We start from the raw sequence: 12,844 nt of genomic DNA, 5'->3' as shown, positions 1-12,844 counted from the left end.
CGTGAACGACGCATGGAACTGATCCGCGGTTTGCACAATCTGCGCGAGCATCATCGGGGCTGTGTCGCCACCATTGGTAATTTCGATGGGGTTCATCGAGGCCATCAGGCGATTCTCGACCAGTTGCGCGACCGGGCCGTGGCGCTCGGGTTGCCGGTGACGGTGGTGGTGTTCGAGCCCCAGCCGCGGGAGTTCTTTGCTGGCGATCAGGCACCGCCGCGCCTCACTCGGCTGCGTGACAAGGCGAAGCTACTGGCCTCGTACGGCGCTGAACGCATTGTCTGTTTGCCGTTCAACGATACCCTGCGTAGCCTCACGGCACGTCAATTCATCGACCGCATCCTGATTCAGGGGCTCGGCGTGCGTCACCTGGTCGTGGGAGACGACTTCCGTTTCGGTTGCGACCGGGTTGGTGATTTCGAGCTGCTGGCCCAGGTTGGAGAGGCGCGTGGCTTCGGCGTGGAGCATACGCGGACCTTCCTGCTCGATGACGAGCGTGTGTCGAGTACGCGGGTCCGCACGCTGTTGGCGAGCGGTAACTTCCTGCAGTCAGCGCGTATGCTGGGGCGTCCGTATCGTCACTGTGGGCGCGTTGTGGCCGACCAGAAGTTGGGGCGCACGATTGGCGTACCTACTGCGAACCTGCCGCTACTGCCTGGGCCGCTGGCGCTACGTGGCGTCTATGCGGTCATTACGCGGCTGGAAGACGGTCGCGCCCTGGCCGGAGTGGCCAATATCGGCTGGCGCCCTACGGTAGGTTCGCAACGCCCCGTACTCGAAGTGCATCTGTTCGACTTCGATGGCGACCTTTATGGCCAGCGGCTCGAGGTCGTTCCCTGTGCCCGGCTGCGTGGCGAAATGACTTTTGACGGGCTGGAGGCACTCAAGCACCAGATCCAGGCCGATCAGGCTCGGGCGCGCCACTATTTCAAGGCATGGTTCGAGGATCGGGCCGCCCCGGCCGGCAACGACAAGCAGGACTGGACACGATATCTGGCATCGGCGCCGCTGGCACCGATCGCAGTGAATACTGACTCCCCGGCGGGCTCTGCACCTGTCGGACGCGACGATGATGGGACCCCATGAGCGACTATAAGCATACCCTGAACCTGCCTGAAACCGATTTCCCCATGCGCGGCAATCTGCCCAAGCGCGAGCCGGCACGTATTCAGCGCTGGCAGGAAATCGACCTCTATCAGCGTCTGCGCGAGGCGGGCCAGGGCCGCAAGACGTTCGTGCTGCACGATGGCCCTCCCTATGCCAACGGCAGCATCCATATCGGTCACGCCGTCAACAAGATTCTCAAGGACATCATCGTCAAGTCGAAGGGGCTGGCCGGCTTCGATGCACCCTACGTGCCGGGCTGGGACTGTCATGGTCTGCCCATCGAGCATAAGGTCGAGACGACCCATGGCAAACACCTGCCGCCAGACGAAGCGCGGGCGCTGTGCCGCGAGTACGCCGCCGAGCAAATCCAGGGCCAAATGACCGACTTCGTTCGGCTCGGGGTAATCGGTGACTGGGAGCGTCCCTATCGGACCATGGATTTCGTCAATGAAGCCGGCGAGGTGCGTGCGCTGGCAGAAATGGTCCGGCATGGCTACGTGTTCAAGGGCCTCAAGCCGGTCAACTGGTGCTTCGATTGTGGCTCGGCATTGGCTGAGGCCGAAGTCGAGTATGCTGACAAGCAATCCGATGCCATCGATGTCGCCTTCGCGGCTGACGACGCCTCTGCGCTGGCCGCGGCCTTTGGTCTCGAGCAGCTTTCCAAGCCGGCCGCCGTAGTGATCTGGACCACCACGCCGTGGACCATCCCCGCCAACCAGGCGCTCAATGTGCATCCCGACGTCAGCTATGCGCTGGTCGACACAGGCGAGCGCCTGTTGATACTTGCCGAGGCGCTGGTCGAGAGCTGCCTGCAGCGCTTCGGGCTGCAGCAGGATGATGTGGTGGCGACCACGACCGGGGCTAAGTTAGAGAACCTGCGTTTCCGTCATCCGTTCTATGACCGCCTGTCGCCGGTCTACCTGGGCGACTATGTGGAAACCGACGCCGGTACCGGTATCGTGCACTCTGCGCCAGCCTACGGCGAGGACGACTTCGTGACGTGCCGCGCCTATGGCATGGAATTCGAAGAAATCAAGAACCCGGTCATGGGTGACGGCGTCTATGTTGACGACCTGCCATTCTTCGGCGGGCAGATGATCTGGAAGGCCAATCCGCAAATCGTCGCCAAGCTTGAGGAAGTCGGCGCGCTGATGGCCCATGAGAAGATCACCCACAGCTATATGCATTGCTGGCGTCACAAGACGCCGGTTATCTACCGGGCTACGGCCCAGTGGTTCGTGGGCATGGATATCGAGGGGCAGGACGGCAAGACATTGCGTCAGCGTGCATTGGACGGCATTGAGGCGACTCAGTTCGTGCCGTCCTGGGGCAAGGCGCGCCTGCATTCGATGATCGCCAATCGCCCCGACTGGTGTATCTCGCGTCAGCGCAACTGGGGGGTGCCGATTCCGTTCTTCCTCAACCGGGCCAGCGGCGAGCTGCATCCGCGCACCGTCGAATTGATGGAGGACGTGGCAAGCCGCATCGAGAAGGAGGGCATCGATGCCTGGTTCCGCCTCGATGCCACCGAGCTGCTGGGTGACGAGGCCGCCGATTACGAGAAGGTCACCGACACACTCGACGTGTGGTTCGACTCCGGCACCACACACTGGCACGTGTTGCGCGGCTCCCACGCTGCGGTTTTCGACCATCCAGACCAGGGCGAAGGGCTGGCGGCCGATCTCTATCTGGAGGGCTCCGACCAGCACCGCGGCTGGTTCCATTCCTCACTGCTGACTGGCTGCGCTATCGACGGCCACCCACCCTATAAGGGACTGCTGACCCATGGCTTCACCGTCGATGCCCAGGGCCGCAAGATGTCCAAGTCGGTGGGTAACGTGGTCGCACCGCAGGAGGTAATGGACAAGCTGGGTGCCGACATCCTGCGCCTGTGGGTCGCTTCTACCGATTACTCCGGTGAAATGGCGGTCTCCGACGAGATCCTCAAGCGTACTGCCGACGTTTACCGGCGCATCCGCAACACCTCACGCTTTTTGCTGGCCAACCTGAATGGCTTCGACGCCCAGCGTGATGCCGTGGCCTTCGAGGACATGCTGGCGCTGGATCAGTGGGTGGTGGACCGGGCCGCCCAGCTCCAGGCGCGTATCGAGACGGCCTACGCCGACTACCGTTTCCTCGATGTTTATCAGCAGGTGCATACCTTCTGTGCCCGGGAATTGGGCGGTTTCTACCTCGATGTGATCAAGGACCGCCAGTACACCACCCAGGCCGACTCCTTGGCGCGGCGTAGCTGCCAGACGGCGCTCTATCGCGTCGTCGAGGCGCTGGCGCGCTGGGTGGCGCCGATTCTGTCGTTCACCGCCGAGGAGGTCTACGAGCATATCCCCGGTGAGCGCAAGGCGAGCGTGCTGCTTGAAACCTTTTATACGGACCTACAGACCTTGTCCGACGATGCCGTATTTGGCCGCGAGTTCTGGGAGCAGGTGCTCGAAGTCAAGCAGGCCGTCAACAAGTGCCTGGAAGATGCGCGCAATGCCAAGGTCATCAAGAGTGGCCTGGCCGCTGAGGTGACGCTCTATGTCAACGATACATTGCGTGAGACCTTGGGCCGCTTGGGTCGCGAGCTGCGCTTCGTGTTGCTGACCAGCGAGGTACACTTGGCGTCACTGGAGAGTGCCGAGGCCCAGGCTGCAGAGGCGACCGAGCTGGATAGCCTCAAGGTGGCAGTGATGGCCAGCCCTCATACCAAATGTGAACGCTGCTGGCACCACCGTGAGGATGTAGGTAGCCATGCCGAGCATCCCGATCTGTGCGGGCGCTGCATCAGCAATCTGCCGGAGGGTCCAGGTGAAGAGCGTCATTATGCCTGAATTACAGGCCAAGCCGATGTCCCGCCCGCTGCGCTGGCTGTGGCTGTCGGTCGCGGTCGTCGTTCTCGATCTGGGCTCAAAGGCACTGGCCAGCAGCCTGCTCATCTACGGCCAACCGGTGGAACTACTACCGGTCTTCAACCTGACGCTGTTGCACAATACTGGCGCGGCGTTCAGTTTCCTGGCTGAGCACGGAGGCTGGCAGCGCTGGTTGTTCGCGCTCATCGCCATCGGGGCGAGCATTGGCCTGACCGTCTGGCTGACGCGTCTCAGGGCCCACGAGAAGCTGATGGCTGCGTCGCTGGCGCTGGTGATCGGCGGTGCGCTGGGCAACCTTTACGACCGACTGGTTCACGGTTATGTCGTGGATTTCCTATCCTTCCATTGGCAGAGCCACTATTTCCCGGCCTTCAACCTGGCCGATACGGCCATCACGCTGGGAGCCATCGGAATGATCCTCGAGTCTCTGCGCGATGCGCGCGGTGACCGCGATAAGGCCTCACGGTCTTGATCCCGAATACAGGACGCAAATGATGAGCGAATATCGTATCGGCGACGGCATGGAAGTTACGCTGCACTTCACCCTCAAGCTCGAGGACGGCTCGGTGGTCGACTCGACCCGTGACAAGCAGCCGGCGACGTTCCAGTATGGCGACGGCAACCTGCCCCCAGGGTTCGAATCGCCGATCAAGGGGCTGACCGACGGCGATACCGGCAGCTATACCATCTCGCCCGAGCACGCTTTCGGCCAGCATAACCCGCAGAACGTACAGCGCATCCCGCGCGACAGCTTCGAGGGGCCGGAACTGGAGGAAGGGCTGGTAATGTCGTTCGCGGATGCGGCCGGCGGTGAGCTGCCGGGTGTAATCGCCAGCATCGACGATACTCATGTGGATGTGGACTTCAACCATCCCTTGGCCGGGCGTACCCTGACCTTCGACGTGGAGGTTATCGAGGTGAAGCCGGCCACTACCCACTGACGACGTCGATCCATTTTCCGCCACGATACCGAGCGTATCAAGCGAGGCTATACATGCAGATAAAGCTGGCCAACCCCCGCGGCTTCTGTGCTGGTGTCGATCGCGCCATCGAGATTGTCAATCGCGCCTTGGATGTGCTGGGCCCGCCCATCTATGTGCGTCATGAGGTCGTGCACAATCGCTTCGTAGTGGAGACGCTGCGCAACCGGGGAGCGATCTTCGTCGAAGAACTCGATGAGGTACCCGACGATGTTACCGTTATCTTTTCCGCCCACGGTGTGTCACGGGCGGTCCAGCAGGAAGCCGAGAGGCGTGGCCTCAAGATCTTCGATGCCACCTGTCCGCTGGTAACCAAGGTGCATATGGAGGTGCTGCGTTACGCCAAGCGTGGCCAGGAGTGCATTCTCATCGGCCACGCTGGCCATCCCGAAGTGGAAGGCACCATGGGGCGCTACGATGCCTCGCATGGGGGGGCCATCTACTTGGTCGAGGACGAGGCCAATGTCGAGGCACTGCAAGTCAATAATCCCGAGGCCCTAGCCTTCGTTACCCAGACAACGTTGTCGATGGACGATACCGCCCGGGTCATCGATGCGCTACGCGCCAAGTTCCCGGCGATCCAGGGCCCACGCAAGGACGATATCTGCTACGCCACACAGAATCGCCAGGACGCCGTGCGTCAGCTAGCCAAGGAGAGCGATCTGGTTCTGGTGGTAGGCAGCGTCAATAGTTCCAACTCTAATCGTCTGCGCGAGCTGGCCGAACGCATGGGCACTCCGGCACAGCTGATCGATGACGCCAGTATCATCGATGAGAGCTGGCTGAAGGATGTCCAGGTGATTGGTATTACTGCCGGCGCCAGCGCCCCCGAAGTTCTGGTTCAAGGCGTGATCGAACGCTTGCGCGAACTGGGCGCCGAGTTGCCGCAGGAACTCGATGGACGCGAAGAAACCATCGTCTTCTCAATGCCTCGAGAATTGCGCGAGCAGGTTATCGTCAGCAGCTGATGAATCTCCTCGGCAATTCAGCGAAAAGTCGGGCTTCGGTCCGGCTTTTTTATGAATGCCTTGCTGGCAGGCTCGTATAGACTGATACACACTGAAACAAAAACTATTGGAAGCAGGTGACGTGATGCGGGGACGCGAGGGGGGCTTTACCCTGATCGAAGTAATGATTACGGTTGTAATCATTGGCATCTTGGCGTCCATTGCTTATCCCCTTTATAGCGGTTACGTCGAACAGGCCCGGCGTACCGACGGGCAGGCTGGGCTAATGGAAGCGGCGCAACAGCTTGAGCGCTGCTATACGGTCAATAGCTCCTATTCCGACTGCAATTTTCGTAGTTCTTCCCCAGATGGGTACTATGCGATTACCGGTGTCTTGACCGCCTCCACCTTCACCCTGACGGCGACTCCCCAAGGGGACCAGGCTGGGGACAAGTGCGGGAGTCTCACCCTGACCCAGACCGGGGCCAGGGGGACGGGTGGTGGCAATGATTGCCAGTGGTAAACCGGCTCGGCAAGCGGGGCTGACTTTGATCGAGTTGCTGGTCACTCTGGCTGTCATTGTCATCGTTTCCACCATTGCCGTACCAGGTTTCCAGAACTTGGTCGCCACCAGTCGATTGACGGCCGACCATAACGAACTGCTGGTTGGTTTGCACCTTGCGCGTAGCGAGGCAGTCAAGCGCCGCGAAGAAGTAACGGCTGTGGTTACGCGCCAAGGTGAATCGGGGTGGCGACTCGAGGTCAAGGTCGATGACGGTACATCACTAGCGAATATTGATTGCACCGACTCGACAGAAAACCAGTGCCTGCTGTACCGGAATGCCAGTGCCTCCCCCGTCGGTCTCTCGGCAAGCAGTGCCAGCCAAGTGACATTCAATTCTCTGGGGCGCTTGGTGGGAGGAAGCTGCCAAGTAGTGGACCTAGGCCATCAGGGCAATAGTGAATCCATAAAAATCGGCCTCACGGGCCGAATAGGGAAGTCGTGTGCGTGATTTGGGCATGAGTGGTAACACCCAATCGGGCTTCACGCTGATTGAGGCGCTGGTGGCCATCCTGATCTTGTCGCTGGGCCTTCTTGGTGTAGCAGCGGTGCAACTCAAGGCTATGCAGGGAGCTCATCTATCGTACCAGCGTTCTCTGGCTACTGTAATTGCCTTGGACGCTAACGAGCGGTTATGGGCAGCATTGGCTGGAATGGGTGGAAATTGCCCTGATGCTGGCAACGTGCAAGAAGTGTGGCGAACTCATTGGGAAGCTAAGCTGCCTGGCCTGAGCGCCAGCTCGATCGGGCCACAAGGCGATTGCGAATTTCTGATTACTGTTACTTGGGATGATGAGCGATTCGCGGGCGAGGATGATATCTCGACATTGACTTACTACACACGGTTGCCGGAAGAGGCGCCAACACCATGATCGTGCCCGAACAAGGTTGCGTAAGGCAGCGGGGCTTTACTTTGGTAGAGTTAATGATCGCCATGGTGATTGGACTAATTATCGTGCTTGGCTCCTCGCAGATATTTTCCGCCAATCGTCAGTCATTCGATCGTGTCGAGCAGCTTAATGATCGTCAGGAAAAGCTGCGCTTCTTAGTGGATGCTGTATCCCTAGATGTCAGAACGGCAGACAGCAGCATGGAGATCCTGAATGCAGGAAGTAAGCTGACCTTGCATTACAGTGGCAACCGTACAAGTGACCCTTATTGCTCAGGCGGCGTCTTGGAAAAGTTGGATTATGTTTTTAATGTAGAAACGTCGACTTTATCACTGACGTCATATTGCATTGGGGTTAGTCCTGTTGAGGAGCCTTTAATTTCTGACCTTGATCTGGTGAGATTCTCTGAGGGAGTCATTAATGGAATCTTGACATTTGTCGATGTCACCGTGCATTTCCCCGCGTTCGACAGCGAAGCATCGGCAGGCCGAGAGGTCACGTTTAGGGCTGCGAATCGGTCAGCTGTCATTGCTCGGATCAATGCCGACAACTAACCACGGGAGCATGGTGATGCAACGTCAGAAAGGAGCGGCTTTGGTTGTCAGCCTCGTGCTCTTGTCGGTCGCCTTGATGCTTGGTCTAAGTAATACGCAGTCGTCTCGGCTGGAAGAGGCCATGTCGGGAAATGCGCGCTCGGCAGCCTCGGCCAAGATGGCCGCAGAGTATGCGATTTCACGCTATTGGCAAACTATAGTGGCTGCGGAGGGGAGTGCCTCTTGTGGCTCCGGCCCTGAATATACGTTCGTTCCCTTTATTCCGGATATCGGCTGGGAGAGTCTCGATATCGCTCAACTGAATCAGCATGTGGTTTACCGTGTTGAATATTGTCATGGTGCGAGCGTCTACCGCGTAAGAGGGGTCGGTGCCGTTCTTTCAGGCAACAGCATCCTGGCTCAGCGAACTGTGGAGGCACAGGTCATCAAGCCGAGTAATGGTTTCCTCGGATTATCGCCGATTACCATCCCTTCCCCCTTAGGTAGGTTCTCTCCGGCTAGCTCGAACGCATTCGATGTCGAAGGTGAGGAACTAGTGGACGGTACTCGCAACCCTGCGATTTCAACAGCGAGTGAGCAAGATGCGGATGCTATTGAAGGAGCGTTGTCAGAAGACCGGCTGGATAATTATCTCGGGGGTATATCCAGTCCAATAAGCGAATCACTGCTGACTGATGCCAGTAAATTTTCTAGCTTTGTAGAGCTGCTCAGGGCTGAAGCAGATGTCTACTATGCAAAAAGTGTCACCGACCCCTCTGCTGGTTCTGAAGGTAACCCTCAGATCACTTTTATCGATGGCGATTTCAACCAAGGGCGGGGAAACTTTAGTGGCTCGGGAATTATGGTAGTGAATGGCAATGCTGACCTGAGCGGAACTCCCTCTTTTGAGGGACTATTGATTGTGCTCGGGAACTATACGGTTTCTGGCGGTGGGCGAGGTGTATTCAGTGGCGCCCTGCTGGTTTCGCCATATGAGGTTGATAATAGTGATGAGCCGGCATACATATCTGCGAACCTGGAGTTTTCTGGCGGCGGCAATGCGACATATCTATACAACGCAGCGTCACTGGACATGGCATACGCACTTTTGGATGAAGCTGGCGAGTTCTGGTCGGTGAACAATGAGAGTCAGCGTAAGCCCAGTAAACCATTAATCATAAAATGGAGTGAAACGGTAGAATGAATCAGCAGTTGGTATGCTCATGCCTGATTCGCCCCAGATTGCTCATGATTAACTGAACGCCTTGACCGCCACGCCCACAAATATCAAACGTGCCGTTATATCCTCTAGGCCAGCCCGTCGAGGGAAAACGCACATAGCGGTAATCATTGCGAAATGTGATACTGGCGACATCACTCGCCGAGAGGACTCGCAATATCGTCTCGGTGCCTTTCCGATAGCCACCCTCCGCGCGACCTTCCAGAATCATTAACGGTGCCGCCCAGTCCGCCAAGCATTCTACCTGATCATGGCTTGGGCACACTGTTATCGTCCCTCGGCGTGTGATGGCTGTGTTTTTAGCTTGTGCTAGCGCCGTTCTCAAGCGCATCACTTCGACGGATAGCTCATTCCTCGCCACGAACTGCTGGTAGCTCGGCACCGCCCAAGTCACCATAACAACGAGCACTGCAATGGCCACTAGTAGCCCGATCAGAGTAAACCCGCTCTGCACCGAGTTTATCTGGTGGGGCCGGTTTCGCAGTGTAGCACCGGGGGGCATCCACGGGGCGTGAGTGGTATCTTTTCGCATCGTTGCATTGTGCGTGGTGCAGGCAGAAACCCATATAAGCGAGGACGGAACCTGTCGTGAGAGATTTTCTGGTAGTGGGCGGTGGTGTCATTGGCATGATGACCACCCTGCAACTGGCCGATGCCGGCCATCGGGTGACGTTAGTCGAGCGGGGCGAGTGCGGGAAAGAGGCATCCTGGGCAGGGGGCGGGATCGTCTCGCCGTTGTATCCCTGGCGCTACAGCATGCCCATTTCTCAGTTGTCACGCTGGTCCGAAGGCTTCTACCCCGAGCTATCGCTGCGCTTGCTGGAAGAGACGGGCATCGATCCCGAGTATCGCCAAAAGGGGCTGCTCTATTTGCGGGTCGATGACGAAGGCCGGGCGCTGGACTGGGCGCGCGAGGTGGGCAAGCCGCTGGAACGGGTGGGCGCCGACTTCCTCTACGCCAAGGAGCCTCAGGCCGCGCCGGGATTCGCGAGTGGCCTGTGGATGCCCACCTTGGGCAGCATCCGTAATCCTCGGCTGGCGCAGGCCTTGCGTGCCCGTCTGTCAGCGATGTCCCGGGTCGAGCTTCGAGAGGGGGTTGCGGTCGAGCGCCTAGTGATCGAGAGGGGGCGTGTCAGTGGTGTGGCCAGCCGAGAGGAACGGTTCAATGCCGAGTGCGTGATCGTGTGTGGTGGAGCCTGGGCCGGCCAATTACTGGAAACCGCAGGAGTGAGTGTGCCGGTACGCCCCGTGAAGGGACAAATGATTCTTTTCAAGGCACCGTTGGGGCTGGTGGAGCGTGTGGTACTGATGGATGGCCGTTACGTCATCCCGCGCAATGACGGTCGCATCCTGGCCGGATCGACACTTGAGGATACGGGCTACGACAAGAGCCTCACGGCCGAGGCGCGAGAGTCGCTACACGATAGTGCCCTGCGCATCATACCCGCCCTGTCGGATTGCTCGGTGGAGCGGCACTGGGCAGGGTTGCGCCCAGGGTCACCGGATGGCATTCCCTTCATCGGCGCCGTACCGAGTATCGACGGACTGCACATCAACGCCGGACACTACCGTAACGGGCTGGTACTGGCGCCGGCATCGACCCGCCTGCTAGTGGATCAGTTGTTGGGCCGCACGCCGATCGTCGACTCCGAGCCGTATCGTCTGTCCGTCTAGACCGAGTTTTGTCTAACGAATCCGAGAGCTATCAGGCCGGAGGCTGCTGTTCGAGAAAGCGGTCGCGGTGCTCGCGACTGCAGAACCAGCGCCCGTCCTGGCTCAGCGCCTCGTCTTCTGGCAGATGTACCCGACAGAAACTGCAGCGCACCATGCGGCCGTTGTCGAGTTGCTGCTGACGTCGGGTCTCCTCGTCCTGCGACAATTTCCATTCGCGGTACATCCGGTAGAGCTTGAGGCCGGCCCAGAAAAGCACCGCGAAGATGACCAGACGTATAATCAAGAGATTCATCCTAGTGCCTATTGGTGGTTTTGCCTCCGCGCAAACCTTGCGGGACAATGAGTAGAGACGCTTATCTTATAGACCTCGCTCGCCCCAGCCAATTCAAGGAATCAACTCGTCATGCAAGACCTGACTCTGGTAATGGCCCAACTGGACCCCCTGGTCGGTGACATTCCCGGCAATACCGACCGTGCCATTGAAGCTGTTCGCGAGGCGCGCATCGAACACAAGGCCGATGTCGTGGTGCTGCCCGAGCTATTCCTGACCGGCTATCCCCCCGAGGATCTGCTACTGCGCGCCTCGATGGAAACCCGTCTGGCCGAAGCCCGCCAGCGAATGGCCGCCAAGGTGGCCCGAGACGTGATGGTCATCGTTGGCTACCCAGGGCGCCGAGAGGGCGGTTACTACAATCTGGCGGGGGTGCTCTATAACGGTGAGTGGCTGGGCGAATACGCCAAGCAGGCGCTCCCCAACTATCAGGTATTCGACGAGCGTCGCTATTTCACCTCCGGAAACCGCCCGCTGGTTATCGAGCACCGAGGTGTACGCCTGGGCGTATTGGTTTGCGAAGACATCTGGGAAGGCAAGCCCGTGCGTCAGGCCGAGGAGGCGGGCGCCGACGTGCTGGTGACGCTCAATGCCTCACCTTTCCATCAGAACAAGGCTGCCGAGCGTATCGATCTGCTGGCCGAGCGGGCTCGGGAAGTCCAGCGGCCACTGGTCTATGTCAACCAGATCGGCGGTCAGGATGAATTGGTATTCGATGGTGGATCACTGGTGGTCAGCGCCGAGGGCAAGCTGTGCGTACAGGCGCCGCACTGGCAGGTGGGGCTGATGCCGGTGCGCTTCGTGCATCGCGACGGGGTGTGGCATCCCGAGCCCGGGGAGTGCGAACCGTTGGCGGAGCCCGAGGATAACCTGTACTGCGCGCTGGTTACCGGACTGCGTGACTACGTCAACAAAAGCGGCTTCAAGGGCGTCGTGCTTGGCCTGTCGGGCGGAATCGACTCGGCGCTTTCCCTGGCCATCGCTGTGGATGCGCTGGGTCCCGAGCGGGTCCATGCGGTCATGATGCCCTACCACTACACGGCGGAAATCTCCCAGGCCGATGCCGCCGAGCAGGCGCGCATGCTCGGTGTCCATTATGAGGTGCTACCGATCGCACCGATGGTCGAGGCATTCACCGAGACGCTTGCCGAAAGCTTTATCGGCACCGAGAAGGACATTACCGAGGAGAACCTGCAGTCACGCTGTCGCGGTGTGCTGCTCATGGCGATCTCCAACAAGAAGGGGTTGATGGTGCTTACTACCGGCAACAAGAGCGAGATGGCGGTCGGCTACGCCACGCTCTATGGCGACATGGTAGGGGGCTACAACGCGTTGAAGGATGTCTACAAGACGTGGGTGTACCGTTTGGCCAAGTGGCGTAATACGCAGGACGCGGCGATTCCGGAACGGGTCATCACGCGTCCGCCATCGGCGGAGCTGGCACCTGATCAGCAGGATAGCGATTCGCTGCCCGGTTACGATGTCCTCGACGCCATTCTCGAGCGCTATATCGAAGGCGACATGAGCGCCGAGTCGATCATTGAGGCCGGGTTCTCGTCCGAGGACGTCTACAAGGTGGTGCAGCTGGTGGATCGCAGCGAGTACAAGCGGCGCCAGGCACCGATCGGTGTGCGTGTTACGGTACGGGGCTTCGGGCGTGACCGGCGCTACCCCGTAGTCAACGGTTGGCAGCCCGGCGCATGAGTATCG

14 protein-coding genes are annotated in these 12,844 nt (G+C 59.3%); 12 read left to right on the top strand and 2 right to left on the bottom strand.

Translation table 11 applies throughout. From position 1 onward, the window contains the following. Window positions 1-12 precede the first annotated feature (12 nt). The 10 genes from ribF to F568_RS0118475 all read left to right on the top strand — a co-directional run bounded on the left by ribF (window position 13) and on the right by F568_RS0118475 (window position 9,093). Window positions 13-1,086 (top strand): bifunctional riboflavin kinase/FAD synthetase, encoded by a 1,074-nt coding sequence (ribF, locus tag F568_RS0118520; RefSeq protein WP_019020260.1) that lies wholly within the window; start codon window positions 13-15, stop codon window positions 1,084-1,086. Beyond that, on the top strand, window positions 1,083-3,938 hold the full coding sequence (gene ileS / locus F568_RS0118515) for an isoleucine--tRNA ligase (RefSeq protein WP_019020259.1): 2,856 nt from the start codon (window positions 1,083-1,085) through the stop codon (window positions 3,936-3,938). The genes ribF and ileS overlap by 4 nt, the downstream gene beginning before the upstream one ends. Continuing rightward, window positions 3,931-4,449: a signal peptidase II gene (gene lspA / locus F568_RS0118510; protein WP_019020258.1), complete on the top strand. Its 519-nt coding sequence runs from the start codon at window positions 3,931-3,933 to the stop codon at window positions 4,447-4,449. Before ileS ends, lspA begins: the two co-directional genes overlap by 8 nt. Window positions 4,450-4,471: 22 nt before the next feature. Then, the gene (fkpB, locus tag F568_RS0118505) at window positions 4,472-4,918 is read left to right on the top strand and encodes an FKBP-type peptidyl-prolyl cis-trans isomerase (RefSeq protein ID WP_019020257.1); all 447 of its coding nucleotides are present in this window, start codon (window positions 4,472-4,474) and stop codon (window positions 4,916-4,918) included. 53 nt (window positions 4,919-4,971) lie between these two features. Then, window positions 4,972-5,925, top strand: a complete 954-nt coding sequence (gene ispH, locus F568_RS0118500) for a 4-hydroxy-3-methylbut-2-enyl diphosphate reductase (protein ID WP_019020256.1) — start codon at window positions 4,972-4,974, stop codon at window positions 5,923-5,925. Window positions 5,926-6,049: 124 nt separating this feature from the next. Then, window positions 6,050-6,427 (top strand): type IV pilin protein, encoded by a 378-nt coding sequence (locus F568_RS0118495; RefSeq protein WP_019020255.1) that lies wholly within the window; start codon window positions 6,050-6,052, stop codon window positions 6,425-6,427. Further along, on the top strand, window positions 6,411-6,917 hold the full coding sequence (locus F568_RS24030) for a GspH/FimT family pseudopilin (protein WP_019020254.1): 507 nt from the start codon (window positions 6,411-6,413) through the stop codon (window positions 6,915-6,917). The genes F568_RS0118495 and F568_RS24030 overlap by 17 nt, the downstream gene beginning before the upstream one ends. A gap of 7 nt (window positions 6,918-6,924) precedes the next feature. After that, window positions 6,925-7,338 carry a type IV pilus modification protein PilV gene (pilV, locus tag F568_RS23295; RefSeq protein ID WP_156817496.1) on the top strand — a complete coding sequence of 138 codons (414 nt, stop codon included), beginning with the start codon at window positions 6,925-6,927 and terminating at the stop codon, window positions 7,336-7,338. Further along, window positions 7,335-7,910, top strand: a complete 576-nt coding sequence (locus F568_RS24025) for a PilW family protein (protein ID WP_019020252.1) — start codon at window positions 7,335-7,337, stop codon at window positions 7,908-7,910. Before pilV ends, F568_RS24025 begins: the two co-directional genes overlap by 4 nt. A 16-nt stretch (window positions 7,911-7,926) precedes the next feature. Next, window positions 7,927-9,093: a PilX N-terminal domain-containing pilus assembly protein gene (locus F568_RS0118475; RefSeq protein ID WP_019020251.1), complete on the top strand. Its 1,167-nt coding sequence runs from the start codon at window positions 7,927-7,929 to the stop codon at window positions 9,091-9,093. A 1-nt stretch (window position 9,094) separates the two neighbouring features. Here the strand turns inward: F568_RS0118475 and F568_RS26395 are convergent, their stop codons facing one another. Next, window positions 9,095-9,631, bottom strand: coding sequence for a GspH/FimT family pseudopilin (locus F568_RS26395; protein ID WP_019020250.1), 537 nt, complete (start codon window positions 9,629-9,631; stop codon window positions 9,095-9,097). An 86-nt stretch (window positions 9,632-9,717) separates the two neighbouring features. On the opposite strand from F568_RS26395, the gene thiO reads away from it, so the two are divergent. Beyond that, on the top strand, window positions 9,718-10,803 hold the full coding sequence (gene thiO / locus F568_RS0118465) for a glycine oxidase ThiO (protein ID WP_019020249.1): 1,086 nt from the start codon (window positions 9,718-9,720) through the stop codon (window positions 10,801-10,803). Window positions 10,804-10,834: 31 nt separating this feature from the next. Here the strand turns inward: thiO and F568_RS0118460 are convergent, their stop codons facing one another. Further along, complete coding sequence (locus F568_RS0118460; RefSeq protein WP_019020248.1) at window positions 10,835-11,095, bottom strand: PP0621 family protein; 261 nt, start codon at window positions 11,093-11,095, stop codon at window positions 10,835-10,837. A gap of 111 nt (window positions 11,096-11,206) precedes the next feature. Here F568_RS0118460 and F568_RS0118455 point away from each other — a divergent pair, with 111 nt between their 5' ends. Next, complete coding sequence (locus F568_RS0118455; protein WP_019020247.1) at window positions 11,207-12,838, top strand: NAD+ synthase; 1,632 nt, start codon at window positions 11,207-11,209, stop codon at window positions 12,836-12,838. Window positions 12,839-12,844 lie beyond the last annotated feature (6 nt).

Source organism: Modicisalibacter luteus DSM 23508 (assembly GCF_000378505.1).
Taxonomy (GTDB): Bacteria; Pseudomonadota; Gammaproteobacteria; order Pseudomonadales; family Halomonadaceae; genus Modicisalibacter; species Modicisalibacter luteus.
Note: the sequence above shows the minus strand (reverse complement) of the source record. Positions and strands in the feature narration are given on the sequence as shown.